The 16400-nt window shown below is 67.5% G+C and carries 13 protein-coding genes and 1 tRNA gene; 8 read left to right on the top strand and 6 right to left on the bottom strand.

The window, feature by feature from the left end; genetic code table 11:
* Position 1: 1 nt before the first annotated feature.
* Together HEP74_RS21890 and rimK are read right to left on the bottom strand one after the other, a co-directional pair.
* Positions 2 to 460 (bottom strand): hypothetical protein, encoded by a 459-nt coding sequence (locus HEP74_RS21890; protein ID WP_255424006.1) that lies wholly within the window; start codon positions 458 to 460, stop codon positions 2 to 4.
* 265 nt (positions 461 to 725) lie between these two features.
* Positions 726 to 1619 carry a 30S ribosomal protein S6--L-glutamate ligase gene (gene rimK / locus HEP74_RS05230; RefSeq protein WP_046978031.1) on the bottom strand — a complete coding sequence of 298 codons (894 nt, stop codon included), beginning with the start codon at positions 1617 to 1619 and terminating at the stop codon, positions 726 to 728.
* Between the two features lie 295 nt (positions 1620 to 1914).
* Between rimK and HEP74_RS05225 the strand changes: the two genes are divergently transcribed.
* Complete coding sequence (locus HEP74_RS05225) at positions 1915 to 4239, top strand: TonB-dependent receptor family protein (RefSeq protein ID WP_185815504.1); 2325 nt, start codon at positions 1915 to 1917, stop codon at positions 4237 to 4239.
* 368 nt (positions 4240 to 4607) lie between these two features.
* Here HEP74_RS05225 and HEP74_RS05220 read toward each other — a convergent pair whose 3' ends face one another.
* Complete coding sequence (locus tag HEP74_RS05220; RefSeq protein ID WP_185815503.1) at positions 4608 to 6695, bottom strand: phosphocholine-specific phospholipase C; 2088 nt, start codon at positions 6693 to 6695, stop codon at positions 4608 to 4610.
* Positions 6696 to 6969: 274 nt separating this feature from the next.
* Between HEP74_RS05220 and HEP74_RS05215 the strand changes: the two genes are divergently transcribed.
* Positions 6970 to 8130, top strand: coding sequence for a serine hydrolase domain-containing protein (locus HEP74_RS05215; protein WP_221893161.1), 1161 nt, complete (start codon positions 6970 to 6972; stop codon positions 8128 to 8130).
* Between the two features lie 409 nt (positions 8131 to 8539).
* On the opposite strand, the gene HEP74_RS05210 is transcribed toward HEP74_RS05215, so the two are convergent.
* Together HEP74_RS05210 and HEP74_RS05205 are read right to left on the bottom strand one after the other, a co-directional pair.
* Positions 8540 to 8613, bottom strand: a tRNA-Gly gene (locus tag HEP74_RS05210).
* Positions 8614 to 8884: 271 nt separating this feature from the next.
* Complete coding sequence (locus tag HEP74_RS05205) at positions 8885 to 10705, bottom strand: autotransporter domain-containing protein (RefSeq protein WP_185815502.1); 1821 nt, start codon at positions 10703 to 10705, stop codon at positions 8885 to 8887.
* Positions 10706 to 10859: 154 nt separating this feature from the next.
* On the opposite strand from HEP74_RS05205, the gene thiS reads away from it, so the two are divergent.
* The 4 genes from thiS to HEP74_RS05185 all read left to right on the top strand — a co-directional run bounded on the left by thiS (position 10860) and on the right by HEP74_RS05185 (position 14664).
* Positions 10860 to 11060, top strand: a complete 201-nt coding sequence (gene thiS / locus HEP74_RS05200) for a sulfur carrier protein ThiS (protein WP_003477142.1) — start codon at positions 10860 to 10862, stop codon at positions 11058 to 11060.
* A gap of 55 nt (positions 11061 to 11115) precedes the next feature.
* Positions 11116 to 11910 carry a thiazole synthase gene (locus HEP74_RS05195; protein WP_185815501.1) on the top strand — a complete coding sequence of 265 codons (795 nt, stop codon included), beginning with the start codon at positions 11116 to 11118 and terminating at the stop codon, positions 11908 to 11910.
* A 10-nt stretch (positions 11911 to 11920) separates the two neighbouring features.
* Positions 11921 to 12673, top strand: a complete 753-nt coding sequence (gene trmB, locus HEP74_RS05190) for a tRNA (guanosine(46)-N7)-methyltransferase TrmB (RefSeq protein WP_185815500.1) — start codon at positions 11921 to 11923, stop codon at positions 12671 to 12673.
* Between the two features lie 122 nt (positions 12674 to 12795).
* Positions 12796 to 14664 carry an SLC13 family permease gene (locus tag HEP74_RS05185; protein WP_185815499.1) on the top strand — a complete coding sequence of 623 codons (1869 nt, stop codon included), beginning with the start codon at positions 12796 to 12798 and terminating at the stop codon, positions 14662 to 14664.
* 7 nt (positions 14665 to 14671) lie between these two features.
* Here HEP74_RS05185 and HEP74_RS05180 read toward each other — a convergent pair whose 3' ends face one another.
* Positions 14672 to 15013, bottom strand: coding sequence for a Rieske (2Fe-2S) protein (locus HEP74_RS05180; RefSeq protein WP_185815498.1), 342 nt, complete (start codon positions 15011 to 15013; stop codon positions 14672 to 14674).
* Positions 15014 to 15210: 197 nt separating this feature from the next.
* On the opposite strand from HEP74_RS05180, the gene HEP74_RS05175 reads away from it, so the two are divergent.
* Positions 15211 to 15483, top strand: coding sequence for a hypothetical protein (locus HEP74_RS05175; protein WP_185815497.1), 273 nt, complete (start codon positions 15211 to 15213; stop codon positions 15481 to 15483).
* Positions 15484 to 15603: 120 nt separating this feature from the next.
* Positions 15604 to 16311 (top strand): fumarylacetoacetate hydrolase family protein, encoded by a 708-nt coding sequence (locus tag HEP74_RS05170; RefSeq protein WP_185815496.1) that lies wholly within the window; start codon positions 15604 to 15606, stop codon positions 16309 to 16311.
* The last annotated feature ends 89 nt before the right edge of the window (positions 16312 to 16400 follow it).

Below are 16400 nucleotides of genomic sequence, written 5' to 3'. Positions count from 1 at the left end.
GTCAGTCGTACTTGCCAGTTGGATTGCGCCGCATCAATTCCTGCGCATCCTCGTTGTCGCGGCGGCGTTCCGCCACGGTCTTGCATTGCGTTGTGGTACGCAGCGATCCGAGGACCGCTTCGCGCCTGCAGATCATCCGGCTGTCCGACGACGCCTTGGACAGCAGCGTGTTGACCGTTTCCTGATCGTTGAACAGCACCACCTTGTCTTCCTCGCGCAGCGTATCGACGTCGGGATGGGAATTGAGCACCGTCGCCATGCGCGACAGCGCGGCTTCCACCTTGCTGCGATTTTCTGCGCTGAGTTCGGAGTAGGTCTTGCCATCGTCCAACTGCTGGCGAATTGTACTGAGTTGCTGTGCGAACGATTTCTTCACGTTCATGGGCGCCTCACCTTTCGGTGCCGCCGCCGCACTGCACGCGAGCGCCATCCCCAGCATCAAACCGATCACCTTCTTCATCCCCGTCCCCTATGCGATTGGTGGTGTGAATCACAATGTAGCCGCCCCGCGAACGGGGCCGCAAGTTGCGTACGACTCAGGCTCGGGGTTGTGCCGACAGCAATGCCCCGCGCAAAGAAAAAGACCCAAGCGGCAAGGCCGCTTGGGCCGAAAGATATATCCCGATTACCGTTCCTGCTGAGGAGGGCAGAGCTGCGGTCCGACGAAGCATACGCAGGCAGGAATTAAACCCGCGTTAAGCCAGAACGAAGGGCGGAACATCGCTCTAAGTAACTGATTTCTTTCGAATCAGACTGGCTTCGAGATGCTCGATGACCTTGCCGGCGATGTCCAGCCCGCAGACCGCCTCGATCCCTTCCAGGCCGGGGGTGGAGTTGACTTCCAGCACCAGCGGGCCGCGCCGCGAGCGGATCAGGTCGACCCCGGCCACGCCCAGGCCCAGGGCCTTGGCCGAGCGCACCGCCACCTCTTGCTCGCCACGGCTGGCAACCGCCAACTGCGCGCTGCCGCCGACATGCAGGTTGGAGCGGAAGTCCCCCTCCGGCGCCTGCCGGCGCATCGCCGCGACCACCTGATTGCCGACCACGAAGCAGCGCAGGTCGGCCCCTTCGGCCTCGCCGATGAACTCCTGCACCAGGAAATTGGCATACAGGCCGCGCAACGCCTCGACCACCCCGCGCGAGGCGCTGGTCTTCTCGGTGAGGATCACGCCGGTGCCCTGGGTGCCTTCGTTCAACTTCACCACATGCGGCGGCGGGCCCAGCATCGACAGCAGATCGCCGGTGTCGTCGGGGTTGTCGCCGAACACGGTCATCGGCATGTCGATGCCCTTGGCCGCCAGCAACTGGTGCGCGCGCAGCTTGTCGCGGGCGCGCAGGATCGCGTCGGACGGGTTGGGCGTACGTACGCCCATCATCTCCAGCTGGCGCAGCACCGCGGTGCCGTAACGGGTGACGGAGTTGCCGATGCGCGGGATCACCGCGTCGTAGCCGGTGATCGGCTTGCCCTTGTAATGCATGGTGAAGGCACCGGCCGCGATGCGCATGTAGCAGCGCAGCGGGTCGAGCACGCGCACCGTATGCCCGCGCTCGCGGCCGGCCTCGACCAGGCGCCGCGTCGAATACAACTTGGTGTTGCGGGACAGGATGGCGAGCTTCATCGAGGCGCGACGGCGGTGGCTGGCTCGGCATCATACGTTGCGCCATCGGCGCTGCGGGGCCGGCGCCATGCCGGATAGCTCGCGCGCGAACGTGGCGGCGGCGCGTGACCGGCGTTGGCATGCCCGCTCGGCCGCCGGCATCTGCAGACACGCTGTCCCACAGACGACACGGAACCGCCCCGAAACGTTCACAAAACCGTTGCATCGTGGCGAGCGGGCCGCAAGGCCGTGTGTTGGCTGTCACGCATCGCACGCCAGGCCCCGACGCCTCCCCCTATTTTATTGGTGAATTTCGATGACCCCCACCTCCAGATCCTTGCGCCTGCATGCGCTGGTGCTCGCCGTCGCGTCCGCGCTGCCGGCCTTTGCCGCGCTGGCCGAGACCGCACCGGCCGACGCCGATGCCACGGCCACCAACGGCAGCAGCGATGCGACGATGCTCGATGCGATCACCGTGGTGTCCACCGGCACCACCCGCCAGGTGCAGCGCATCACCCGCGAGGACATCGGCATCACCGCGCCCGGCACCAGCGCGCTGAAGGTGCTGGACAAGCTGCCCGGCGTGCAGTTCCAGTCGGCCGATGCGTGGGGTTCCTACGAGTGGTCGACCGCGATCACCCTGCACGGTTTCGACCAGAGCCGCCTCGGCTTCACCCTGGACGGCGTGCCGCTGGGCACCATGAACTACGGCGTCAGCGACGGCCTGCAGGTGACCCGCGCGATCATCTCCGAGAATGTCGGCTCGGTGGAGCTGTCGCAGGGCGCCGGCGCACTGGGCACCGCCTCGAGCAGCAACCTCGGCGGCACCGTGCGCTACTACTCCGACGATCCGGACGCCACGCCGGGCATCCGCTTCAGCCAGACCTTCGGCTCCGATTCCACCCGCCGCACCTACCTGCGCGGCGACATCGGCGACATCAACGGCTTCTCGATGTACACCTCGATCGTGCACGGCGAAGTGGACAAGTGGAAAGGCTACGGCAACAACGAGTACAACCAGGCCAACGTCAAGGCGCTGTACCAGTGGGGCGACGGCAACCGCGTCAGCCTGTTCCTGGACAGCTCCAAGCGCAAGGAATACGACATCATGGACCTGTCGCTGACCTCGCAGAAAGCGCTGGGTTGGAACTGGGACTACCTGATGCCGGACTGGAACAGTGCGGTGCAGATCGCCAACGCGCTCAACGGCAACGGCAGCTACCCGGCGTCGTTGAACGCCCTGCCCGCCGACTACGGCAAGGCCGACGCCACCTATTACTCCGGCGCCGGCCTGCGCGACGACAACCTGGCCGCGCTCAGCGGCGCGTTCAACCTGGGCGGCAACGCCACGCTGAACCTGACCGGCTACTACCACGACAACAATGGCGAAGGTCAATGGACCACGCCGTACCTGGCGTCCTCGGCCACGGTACCGCTGTCGATGCGCACCACCGACTATCGCCTCAACCGGCATGGCGTCACCGCGTCGCTGAACTTCACCGTCGCCGGCAACGAGATCGAGATCGGCGGCTGGTACCAGAACGCCAAGACCGTGCAGGAGCGTAACTACTTCCTGCTCGATGGCCCGTTCACCGATCTGTTCTACTTCAACAAGGCCGGCACCCGGTTCGCGCGCGGTTTCTCCCAGCACTACGAAACCGACACGCGCATGTTCTACGCGCAGGACACGCTGCGCCTGCTCGACGACCGCCTGACCGTGAACTTCGGCGCCAAGAAGCTGCAGGTGGACACCACCTCGCAGTCGCTGGTGCCGACCACCTCGTACGCGGTCGGCGAGATCAAGGCCGATTCGGACCTGCTGCCGCAGGTGGGCGTGAACTACAAGCTCGACGAGCACCAGGAAATCTACGCGTCCTACAACAAGAACATGGCCGGCTTCGGCTTCACTCCGTTCCAGGAATCGCAGGCGGCATTCGACGCGATCAAGAGCTCGCTGGAGCCGGAGACCGCGCAGACCTACGAACTGGGCTACCGCGTGCGCGGCGATGCCGTCGAGGCATCGCTGGCGCTGTACCACACCACCTTCGACGACCGCCTGCTGGTGACGTCGCCGTGCACCGCGATCCAGACCTGCGCGGCCACGCTCAACAACGTCGGCTCGGTACGTAGCCAGGGCGCCGATCTGGCGGTGATGTGGCGTCCGATCGCGCAGCTGCGCTGGCTCAACTCGCTGTCTTACGACGACTCCACCTACCAGGACAATTACCTCGATTCCGCCTACCAGGGCAATTCCCTCAACAGCGGCGTGGTGCCGACCTCGGGCAAGCGGGTGGTCGGCATTCCGGAATGGATGTTCTCCAGCAGCCTGGCCTACGAGAACGCCGGCTGGCATGCGGCGCTGGACGGCAAGTACACCGGCCGCCGCTACATCAGCTACCTCAACGACTCGTCGGTGCCGAGCTACTGGCGCTTCGACCTGAGCGCGGGCTACGACTTCGGCGAAGTCGGCATGTTCCAGAACCTGGGCCTGAGCGCCAACGTCACCAATCTGCTCGACAAGCGCTACTTCGCCACCGTCGGCACCAACGGCTACGTGGTCTCCGATCCGAACGGCTACAACCAGACGCTGATGGCCGGCGCGCCGCGGCAGTTCTTCGTCACCTTCAGTGGCAAGTTCTGAGTTGACGCCTCGCCAGGGAAGGCGATCGCGCCGCCGTTGCGGAAGCAGCGGCGGCGCCTTGCGTTTGAGCGCTGCAAAATCGCACGCATGAAGCCGCCATCTGGCGACTTTTTCGATTGTGCGTGGTGATGTTGGAGGTCGCGCCGACGGCGACATCGGTCGCGGCTGAAGCCGCTCCTACAAGAGCCAACGCACCGCGCGCTCTTGTAGGAGCGGTTTCAGCCGCGACCAACGGCGTTGGACGCCGCAGTGTTGAATGGGTACCGGAGAGCAAGCGCAGCACCACAAGAGCCAGACACTGCGCCCTTGTAGGAGCGGCTTCAGCCGCGACACACGGCCTGGCCGCCGCCTTATTGAATGGACCGAGGCTAACCGGCGACAGCGCGGCCGATCGCCGGATCGCTCATGCTCGGACGGCCGGTCTCGATATGCCCGGCCAGGCGCCGCCGCCACTGCGGCATGGACGCACTCGCGATCTCCAGGTCGTACCAATGATGCTGCGCCGCCAAGGGAAAACGCAGCAGCTGACGTGCGCCGGCCGCGAGTTCAAGCGCCTGCTCCGCCCTATCGCGATAGCCATCGCGGATCTGTAGCCGGCACGCCTGCGCACCGGCATTGCGCAGCTCCAACAGCAGGCATTGGCTCACGGCGTCGTAGTCGGCATCGGCCTGCAGCCCGACATCGTTCACGCCATCGCCATGAAACTCGCGCAGGAACCCATTGGGGCCATGCACGCGCAACGCGTAACCGGGATCGGTAGCCGCGCCGAGCCAGTCGCGCGCATCCTGCAACTCGCTGCCCGCCGCGATCGTGTAGAACCACGGGCCGGCGCTGCCGCCATCGGCATAGGCGTTCAGCGCGACGCCGACGCTGCTGCGGTTGGCCATGCGCAACGTCGGTTTCTGCGCTCCCGCCTGCAAGCGCACGTCGAAATCGTAAGGCAGCGCGCGCGCCGGGCGCTGGCCCGGCTCTTGCACCGGCAAGGCCTGCTGCTCGGGTCGCTTCGGCACCGGCAAGGCCGCGGTCGCATCGACCCGGGCGATGAAGTCGCGGGTGTCCGGCAAGGCGACGCGGGCGTCGTCGTGCCCGGCGAAATCCAGCGCCGAGGTCAAGTCGCCGGCGATCGCGCGGCGCCACGGACCGATGTTGGGCTCGGCGACGCCGAAGCGGCGCTCCAGGAAACGGATCACCGAAGTGTGGTCGAACACCTGCGAATCGACCCAGCCGCCGCGGCTCCACGGCGACACCACCAGCATCGGCACGCGCGGACCGAGGCCGACCGGAACGCCGTGATAGTTCTCGCCGCGCAGATCCACGTTGCTGGCGCCGATGGCCGGATCGGTCGCCGGCAGCGCCGGCGGCACGTGGTCGAAGAAGCCGTCGTTCTCGTCGTAGTTGATCAGGAATACGGTCTTGGACCAGACCTCCGGCGAAGCCGCCAGCGTCTCCAGCAGGCGCGCGCTCAGCGATTCGCCATACGCCGGCGTGCCCTGAGGATGCTCGCTGAGCAGGTACGGCGCCACGATCCACGACACCTGCGGCAGGTTGCCGCTGCGCACGTCGCGTTCGAACGCCGCGATCAGGTGCTCGCCGCGCGAGGCCTTGGCGTTGTCGGCGGTGGACCCCGGCACGATCGCGCGCCCGCGCTGGTACAACGGCGAACTGCGGTCGAGATTGCGGAAATTGGCGAAGTACGGGTGGCTGTTGTCGCCGTAGTTGTCGAATTCCTGGTACACCTGCCAGCTGACCCCGGCCTGCTGCAGGCGTTCGGAATAAGTGGTCCACGTGTAGCCCGGAAACGCGGGATTGTCGCGCGCCATGTCGGCGGTCCAGTTACCGTCGTCGAGGTTGTTCACCGCCTGCTCGCCATCGTTGCCCAGGCTCAGGCCGCTGGTGCCGGTGAACATGTACATGCGATTGGGATTGGTCGGGCCGAACAGCGAGGCGTGGTAGCCGTCGCAGATGGTGAAGGCGTCGGCCAGCGCGTAGTAGAACGGCAGGTCCTCGCGCTGGAAGTGGCCCATGGTCATCGCCGTCTTCTGCGCGATCCACGCGTCGTGGTGTTTCCAGGTCTCGTGCGAGCCCTTCCAGTGGTGGTCGAGGCCCTCCATCGACTGCGCGCTGCTGGTATTGCCGTTTAGTCGGAACGGCAACACATAGCGATCGCTGGCGCCAGCCTCGGGCTGGTACCAGACCGGGCGTCCACTGGGTAGCTGCAGCGGTCTTGGATCGCCGAAGCCGCGGACCCCGCGCAGGCACCCAAAGTAATGGTCGAACGAGCGGTTCTCCTGCATCAGGATCACCACGTGCTGCACGTCCTGCACGGTACCCGTGACCCGCGCCGGCGGCACCGCCAGCGCGCTGCGAATGGCGCCGGGCAGCAGCGGCATGACCGCCCCCGCACCTAGGGCCAGCGATGCACTGGCGAGGAAACGGCGACGACTGTGTTCGACCATGGGGGAGAAACCGGCGACGAGCATGCGCTCACTGACCGGCCAGCGTAGGCGCCGCAGATGAAGCGGGTTTGACAGGCCGCGCCGCGGCGGACGCGCAGGGCAACGACGCGCGCCATGGTCCGGTTATGCTCTTGGCCATCGGCGCATCGTCGGCTTACTGCGCTGGACCGAGACCGGATGAGGGGAACCGAATGGAAGTGGGTGCCCGTACTGCCATCATGTTTGGCGCCATCGCCTGGCTGACAGCGCCGCTCGCAGCAGCGCGATTGGCGCCATGGACGCCAGTAACTGTCGCGTCCGGCGCAGCGTGCTTCGCCGGCACCGATCATCCGGAGACGATGCCATGAGCGATGCCCCCATCATTGCGCCGATACCGCGGCGATCCTTCCTGGCCGCTTCCGGTGCGGCGCTGCTGCTGGCCGCGTTGCCTGGCCGCGCATCGGCGGCCGCGAAGGACGCGCCCGCCATCATCGACACGTGGGCGAAGGCGAACGCCTTCCAGGGCGTGGTCCTGCTCGCCCGCGGCGGCAAGGTCGCCTACGCGCGGCCCTTCGGCATCGTGGACGTGGAAGCGCAGCGGCCGGCGAAGCTCGACGACGTCTACGGCATCGCCTCGATCTCCAAATGGCTCACGACGCTGGCGGTGCTGCGCCTGGTCGAACGGCGCAGGCTCGACCTCGACCGGCCGATCACCGCCTGGCTGCCAGACTATCGTGCCGACACCGGCGCCCGCATCAACCTGCGGCGCCTGCTGTCCAACAGCAGCGGCCTGACCGAGCAGTACGGCCCGGCCGCCAAGGCCGATCCATCGCTGCTGACGCTCGAGCTGCCGGCCGCCGAGGCGGTACGCCGGTTCGCCAGCGCCGACCTCGCGTTCGAGCCGGGCGCGAAGTTCGACTACATCTTCGCCAACTGGATCGTCGTCTACGCCATCGTCGAAGCGGTCGCCGACATGCTCTTCGTGGACGCGATCCGCAGCCTGGTCCTGGACCCGCTGGAGCTGCACCATACCGGCACCGGTCCCGCGATCGCGACCGCGCCGACCACGGTGCCCTCCTATCGGACGCTGTCGCCGCCCGAGCGTCGCACCTACGACCGGCCAGGCTTCATCGCCGCGGCGGGCGGGTATTTCAGCAATGCACAGGACCTGATGCAGGCCGCGCACCGCGTCTACGACAAGGGCTTTCTGTCGCCAGCGTCGCTGCACCAACTCAACACGGTGGAAATGCCGGAGGAATATGCGCTCGGCGGCCGAGTGAAGACGCTGACGCTACAGGGCAAGCGCCGCACCTATGCCTGGGAAACCGGCAACACCGCCGGCTATCGCTCGCTGCTCGCGCACCGCCTGGACACGCGCGAAACGGTGGTGATACTCAACAACAGCAGCATGTCGCAGCGCCAGCTCGACGAGTTCGCGATCGCTACGCAGTCCTGAGCGCGAGCGCTCGCCAGTTGCGGCGCGCATCCCGCGACACGCCGGAGCACCAGTGTGGAATGCAGGCCGGCTTCCTGTGATCGAGAACGCCTTCGAAAGCACGAGGCGGTGGGCGCTGGCACTGTGCCGCCATTGACGACGTATTCGAGGCCCGTAATCGATGCGGCACGCAGCCAGACCAGGAAAACGCTCAAGCCGCCAGCTTCTCGCGGCCAAGCCGGGCTGCCCACTGGGAAGATCGGGCACGAACAAGCGGATTCGGCTCAAGACATGCGCGATGCGCAGGCCCAGCGCAGGCATTCATCGATCAATACGACCGAGATCCGAGTGCGAAACGAAGTTAGGTTCCAAGGGCGCGCCTGGCAGCGAATTGCGGAGCGCGCAGATTTGCCGAGTGCCTTGCAACGACTGGAGCGGGCGAAGGGAATCGAACCCTCGTCAGTAGCTTGGGAAGCTACAGCTCTACCATTGAGCTACGCCCGCGTCGCCGATGCAGTCTATTCGGTGGGCCGGCGGTTGCGCAAGAAATCGGTGTGACCCAGCGGCAGCGATGGTGCACCAGCACCCACGCTATCGCAATGCCGATACTTGCAGATGGGATTTTTGTGGGAGCGGCTTCAGCCACGACGCCTTATCGGTAAAGCGTCGCGGCTGAAGCCGCTCCTACAGTGCGGCGTTTTCGATGTCGCTGGGTGTGCTGTCCCCGTCGTGCCCGGCGCATGGCCGGGCACGACAGGCAGCAGCGATGCCGTGCTTAGAAGCTGCCGCCGAAGTTCACGAACAGCGAGGTGTCGTGCGCGCGGCTCTGGCTGGTGGTGGCGGCGATGCCGACATTGCTCTCCAGGCCCCACACCTTGGTCCGCGCGCCCAGCACCACCGAGGCGTAGTTGCGGTCGATGGCCAGGCCCGGCACCGCGTAGGCGCCCAGGTCGGGCATGGTCTGCAGCCACGCGGTGGCCTGCTCGCCCTTCTTGAACTCGTGGTCGTAGGTCGCCTGCAGGTACGGCTTCACCGCGCCGGCGTCGAGGCTGGCCTTCCAGCCGACGCGGCCGACCAGCGACTCGACGTCCTGGTCGTAATAGCCCAGCGCGCTGGAGTTCGGGTTGCTCTCGGTGTAGCCGTCGAGCTTGACCTTCTGCCAGATCGCCGCGGCCACCGGGCCGTGCTTGAACGCGCCCTCGCCGAACTCGTAGCCGCCCTGCAGTGCCGCGGTCAGGTTGCTGCCGTCCGGCGAGCCGTTGTGCTCGATGGTGGCCGCCGCCAGATTGACCTTGCGCTTGACGTCGTAGCTCAGCCAGCTGTAGCTGACCTGCGCGTTGACCCAGGCGTGCTCGCCATACCAGCCGGCGAAGCCGCCCAGGGTGCTGTCGTCCTGGGTGTAGTCGCCGCCGCGGTTGCCGAAGTCGGCATCCACGCGGCCGAAGCCGCCGAAGCCGCCGAACACCCACTCGCCGCGCGACCAGTCCACGCCGAACAGGCCGGCCGGGGCCAGGCCGTCGTACAGGTCGCCGTGCGAATAGCGCTGCATGTCGCCGCGCAGGTTGCCCCACCAACGCATGCCGTCCGCTTCCGGGCGGCCATCGACGTGCCAGGCGACCTGGTCGGCGCGCGAGCGGCCGGTGACCTCGGCCGAGTGGCTCAGCACCTGCTGCAGGCGCGGGCCTTCCAGGATCGACAGCGCGTACTGCGCGAGCAGCTCGTGAGTGCGGCCGGTGGGATGGATGCCATCGGCGAACACGTAGCTGTCGGCGGCGTCGGCGCTGACGTAGCTGGTCGGGTTGCAGGTCAGCGACTGCGCGGTGATCTGCGGCTGGCAGGCGGTGCCGGTGGAGTTGCTGAAACCGTAGGTGGACGGGCTGGCGATCACTTCCTGCAACAGGTGGAAGGTATCCACTGGAATCACCTGCAGCCCGGCGCTCTTCAGCCCGGCGAACAGCGCGCTGTTGTAGCTGCCGGCCAGCGCGGTGCCCTGTGCCATCGTCGTGGCGCCGCCGGCGCGGAAGCGCGGGGTGAGGCCCACATCGGGGATGGTGGTGACCATGACGTAGCGTGCGCCGGCGTTCTGCAGGTTGGCGACGATGCCCACCTGCGCGGCCACCGAGTTGCCGATCGTGGCCTGGGCCGGTGCGCCGGCCGCGACCGCGAGCAGGTCGTTGGCGCCGCCCCACACGCTGTACAGCGCGTTCGGGTCGGCCTTGCCGCCGTTGGCGGACAGGTAGTTGCTGGTCTGCGTCGCCAGCGACGGCGCCACGCCCAGCGCGCTGGGGTTGGCCACGCCGACGCGGGCATTGCCGGCCGCGTAGTTGTCGCCGATCTGGCCGTTGCCGTTGGCGTGGCCGTCGGTGTGGTAGTAGTCGGCGATGTACTGCGCCCAGACCCAGTCCGGATTGGTCGTGAACTGGCCGGTCACCGCCTGCGCCGAGGCCGGCAGCAGCGGCCGGTAGTAGCCGGCGTCGGTCAGGCTGTCGCCGAAGAACACGGTGCGGCTATAGGTCTGTTGCGCGAACGCGGGCGCAGCGGCGAGCACGATCGCGGCGGCCAGCAGCGAGCGGAGTGGACGGATGGACGAAGTCATGGATGCCCTCCCGGGCGATAATGAAGGTGACTCGGGGCACGGCCAGAACATACGCAGCCGCATGGCAGGCATGATTTCACCTCTGCCCCTCACGCTCACGTTGCACTGCCGCAATACATCGCGCGCCAGACGGCACGCACTGCACAATGATGACATGAACATCGAATTGAACGGTCAGGTCCGCCCGCTGCAGCCCCACACCACCGTCGCCGCCCTGCTGCTCGAGGAAGGGCTGGCGCAGCGCCGCGTCGCGGTCGAGGTCAACGGCGCGATCGTGCCGCGCGGCGCGCATGCCGAGCACGCGCTGCGCGACGGCGACCGGGTCGAGATCGTGCACGCGCTGGGCGGCGGCTGAATTCCGCGCGGTGTCCGACTCGGCAGCGCCGGGTGCGATGGGCGATAATCCGGCGATGAACGCTCATGCCCCCCACGACGCGCTGGTGATCGCCGGCAAGCCCTACCGTTCGCGCCTGCTCACCGGCACCGGCAAGTTCGCCGATCTGGAACAGACCCGGCAGGCCACCGAGGCCGCCGGCGCCGAAATCGTTACCCTGGCGATCCGCCGCTCCAACATCGGCCAGAACCCGGGCGAGCCCAACCTGCTCGACGTGCTGCCGCCGGAGCGCTACACCATCCTGCCCAACACCGCCGGCTGCTACAGCGCCGAGGACGCGGTGCGCACCTGCCGCCTGGCGCGCGAACTGCTCGACGGCCACAACCTGACCAAGCTGGAGGTGCTCGGCGACCAGCGCACCCTGTTCCCGGACGTGGTGCAGACCCTGAAGGCCGCCGAGATCCTGGTCGCCGACGGCTTCGAGGTAATGGTCTATACCAGCGACGACCCGATCCTGGCCAAGCGCCTGGAAGAGATCGGCTGCGTGGCGGTGATGCCGCTGGCCGCGCCGATCGGCTCCGGGCTGGGCATCCAGAACCGCTATAACCTGCTGGAGATCATCGAAAACGCCAACGTGCCGATCATCGTCGACGCCGGCGTCGGCACCGCCTCGGACGCGGCGATCGCGATGGAACTGGGCTGCGACGGCGTACTGATGAACACCGCCATCGCCGGCGCGCGCAACCCGGTGCTGATGGCCAGCGCGATGCGCAAGGCGGTCGAGGCCGGGCGCGAGGCGTTCCTGGCCGGGCGCATCCCGCGCAAGCGCTACGCCAGTGCGTCGTCGCCGGTCGACGGGCTGATCGGCTGAGGCCGCGCGCATGACCGATCCGTTCTCCAGCGCCGGCGCCAAGACCCCGCCCAAGCCCTTCACCATCGAGGAAGGCCGCCGCCAGGTACGCAGCTTCGTGCTGCGCCAGGGCCGCTTCACGCCTGCCCAGCAGCGCGCGTTCGACGAGCTGTGGCCGCGCTTCGGCCTGGACTACAGCGGCCAGCCGCGCGATCTCGACGCCACCTTCGGCCGCACCGCGCCCAAGGTGCTGGAGATCGGCTTCGGCAACGGCGAGGCGCTGCGCTTCGCCGCACGCCACGATCCGGCCCGCGACTACATCGGCATCGAAGTGCACGCGCCCGGCGTGGGCCGCGTGCTGAACGCGCTGGCCGCCGACGGCAGCGAGCACGTGCGCCTGTACCACCACGACGCGGTGGAAGTGCTGGAGCACGAGATCGCCGACGGCGCGCTCGACGAAGTGCGCATCTATTTCCCCGACCCGTGGCACAAGAAACGCCACAACAAGCGCCGCCTGCTGCAGCCGGCCTTCGCCGCGCTGCTGGTGCGCAAGCTGCGCGACGGCGGCCGCCTGCACGCGGCCACCGACTGGGCCGACTACGCCGAGCAGATGTGGGACGTGCTCGATGCCACCGCCGGCCTGGTCAACCGCGCCGGCCCGCGCGGCCACGTGCCGCGCCCGGACTGGCGCCCGCAGACCCATTTCGAGACCCGCGGCCAGAAGCTGGGCCATGGGGTGTGGGATTTGCTGTACGACAAGCCGGGATTGGGGATTCGGGATTAGGGATGAAGAGCGAAGCCGCCACCCTCCGGACGGGATGCATCCACGGCACGCCATTGCCGCGGCCGGCTCCGATTCCCGCCGTTAGCTAATCCCGAATCCCCAATCCCCAATCCCGGCCGCCCATGGACACCGCGCTGACGCTGACCACCGATATGAAGCTCGTGCTCGGGCTGGTCGGCTTCACGATGGCGATGTTCGTGTTCGAGCGCATCCGCGCCGACGTGGTCGCGCTGGTGGTGCTGGTGGTGCTCGGCGTCACCGGGCTGATCGCGCCGGAAGAGTTGTTCAGCGGCTTCTCCGGCAACGCGGTGATGAGCATCATCGCCACCACCATCCTCGGCGCCGGGCTGGAGCGCACCGGCGCGCTGAACCGGCTGGCGTCGTGGCTGCTGCGCCGCGCGCACGGCGTGGAAGAGCGGCTGATGCTGCTGACCACCGGCATCGCCGGGCTCAATTCCTCGTTCATGCAGAACCCCTCGGTGATGGCGCTGTACCTGCCGGTGGCCTCGCGCCTGGCCGCGCGCACCGGGCTGACCCTGCAGCGCCTGCTGCTGCCGATCGCCGCGGCGATCGTGATGGGCGGCGCGCTGACCATGGTCGGCAACTCGCCGCTGATCCTGCTCAACGACCTGCTGCAGTCGGCCAACAACAACCTGCCCTCGGGCATGGCCACGATCGAGCCGCTGCGCATGTTCGCGCCGCTGCCGATCGGCGTGGCGCTGCTGCTGGCCTCGCTGATCTACTTCCGCGTGCGCGGCGACCGCACGCTGATGGAAGAAGAACAGCTGATCAACAACGGGGTCACCCCGGCGCGCACCGAGAGCTACTTCGCACGCACCTACGGCATCGAAGGCGACGTGTTCGAGCTGATCGTCAGCGCCGACAGCCCGCTGGTCGGCATGACCCTGGGCGAGGCCGAGACGGTGCACGACGCGCCGCTGCTGCTCGCATTGAAGACTGGCAACGACACCCGCCTGGCGCCGCCGGCGGACATGCGCATCTGGGTCGGCAGCGTGCTCGGGGTGATGGGCGCGCGGCAGCAGGTCGCCGATTTCGCGCAGAACCAGTTCCTGCGTCTGTCCTCGCGGCTGCGCAACCTCGGCGACCTGTTCAATCCCAGCCGCGCCGGCATCTCCGAGGCGGTGATCCCGCCGACCTCGCGCTTCATCGGCAAGAGCGCGGCCGAGCTGCGCCTGCGCAAGCAGGCCGGGATCAGCCTGCTGGCGATCAACCGCGACAAGCAGGTGATCCGCGAGGACGTGCGCAAGGTGCCGCTGCGCGCCGGCGACATGCTGGTGTTCCACAGCATCTGGCAGGACCTGGCGCAGGCCTCGGAGAGCCGCGACTTCGTCGTCGTCACCGACTATCCGAAGGGCGAGCACCGTCCGCACAAGTTCAAGATCGCGATGACGATCTTCGCCCTGACCATCCTGATCGCGCTGACCAGCAAGCTGCCGGTGGCGCTGACCCTGATGACCGGCGTGGCCGGCATGCTGCTGACCGGCGTGCTGCGCATGGACGAGGCCTACGCCTCGATCAACTGGAAGACCATCTTCATGATGGCCGGGCTGATCCCGCTGGGCTGGGCGATGGACAGCAGCGGCGCGGCGGCCTGGGTCGCCGGCCACACCATCGCGCGGCTACCCGAGGGCGTGCCGGTGTGGGCGCTGGAGATCGCGCTGGCGCTGCTGACCACCGCGTTCTCGCTGGTCATCAGCCACGTCGGCGCGACCATCGTGATGGTGCCGATCGCGGTCAACCTGGCGCTGGCCGCCGGCGGCAATCCCACCGCGTTCGCGCTGATCGTGGCGCTGTCGGCGTCCAACAACCTGATGACCGCGTCCAACCCGGTGATCTCGATGATCACCGGCCCGGCCAACTACCAGCCGCGCGAACTGTGGCGCGTTGGCGCGCCGCTGTCGCTGATCTACACCTCGGTGGTGGTGCTGATGGTCAACCTGATGTCGATGGCCTGGTGGGGCGCGTTCTAGGCACCACTCACGCCAGGAACACCTGACCCTCGCGCACCGCTACCGGCACCGCGAGCAGGCTCTGGCCGCGGCACGGCCCGGACACGCAGCTGCCGTGCTGCAATTCGAACGTGGCGCCGTGCGCGGCGCAGACCACGTGCCCTTCGCGGCTCTTCAGGAACTGCCCCGGCGCCCAGTCGAGCCGCCGTCCCGCATGCGGGCACACGTTCAACCAGGCGCGCACGCCGTCGCCGTCGCGGTACAGCAGCAGCGATTCGATCTCGCCGCCAATCGAGGCCTCGGCTTCGACCAGGCTGCCAGACTCGATCTGCTCCAGTTGCGCCAGCACGGCGGAAGATGACTCGGTCATGGGAAACGGCGGCAACGCGGAAAGGGCCGCCATTCTTGCATGTCCGCGGTTCGCGCCCGCATCGCGCTTCACCTGGCGACGACATGCAACACATTGACCGGGCAAGTGTTAATTTTTCGCTTAACGAACTTTTCACTCCGTCACAGAAGACTGCGTCGATACTGCGCCCTCGGTTCCAACTGACACAGACTTCTGCCATGCGTGTACGCGCTTTCAATTTCGATCAGTTCCGGCATGTCTTCGCGCCGCGCAAGCCGCGCCATCCGCTGGTGAAACTGGCCGTCGGCTTGCTGGGCCTGGCGATCCTCGCCGGGCTGGTGTTCGTCAGCGTGTTCGTCGGTGCGGCGATGATCCTCGGCGGCATCGCGATGAAGCTGCTGAGCCAGCGCGGCAAGCGCCCGTCCGCGGCGCGCCAGCATGTGGTCGATGGCGAGTACCGCGTGTTGCGCAAGCCGGCGTTGCCGTTGTAAAGCCGGGATTGGGGAGTTGGGATTGGGGATTCGTGAAAGCGACATCCGCACGCCTGCCGGAGTCGGGTCGAACCTGACGCGCTAAACTGCCGCATCCCGTTCTTCTCTGGATGCGTGCCCATGAAAGACCTTTTCGCCGCTGCCGAAGCTCCGCGCGTGCCCGTGCGTGGGCTGGGGCTGTTTCCGGTGCATCGCATCTATTGCGTGGGTCGCAATTTCGCCGACCATGCACGCGAGATGGGTGCCAGCGCTCCGGCCTCCAAGGCCGAGCGCGGCCAGCCGACGTTCTTCATGAAGCCGGCCGATGCGCTGGTGATCGGCAGCGAATCCATTCCCTACCCGTCCGCGACCCAGGACCTGCACCACGAAGTGGAGCTGGTGGTAGCGCTCGGCCAGGATGCGCCGGCCGGCGTGCTCGGCGTCGAGGATGCGGCGTCGCTGGTGCTGGCCTATGGCGTCGGCCTGGACCTGACCCGCCGCGATCTGCAGGCCGCGGCCAAGGCCAAGGGCCTGCCGTGGGACATCGCCAAGGGCTTCGACCATTCCGCGCCGATCAGCGAACTGATCCCGGCCGGCGAAGTCGGCGCGCTGGAGGCGTTGAACCTGTCGCTGGAGGTCAACGGCCAGGTGCGCCAGCAATCGCTGCTCGACCAGATGATCTGGAACGTGCCGGAGATCCTGCACGAACTGTCCAAGCTGTTCGCGCTGCGCGCCGGCGACCTGGTGTTCATGGGCACGCCGGCCGGCGTGGCCGCACTGCAACCCGGCGATCGTTTCAGCGCGCGGCTGGAGAACGTCGCCGAGCGCCACGGCACGATCGTCGCGTGAGCGAACGCGCGGCTGCGTTGCGCAGCGTGATCCGCGGACGACGGCGATTGCGCTAGGCTTGCACCGCGGCGACAGGCCCGCGCAACGTT

The organism is Xanthomonas sp. SS (assembly GCF_014236835.1).
GTDB lineage: Bacteria > Pseudomonadota > Gammaproteobacteria > Xanthomonadales > Xanthomonadaceae > Xanthomonas_A.
Note: the sequence above shows the minus strand (reverse complement) of the source record. Positions and strands in the feature narration are given on the sequence as shown.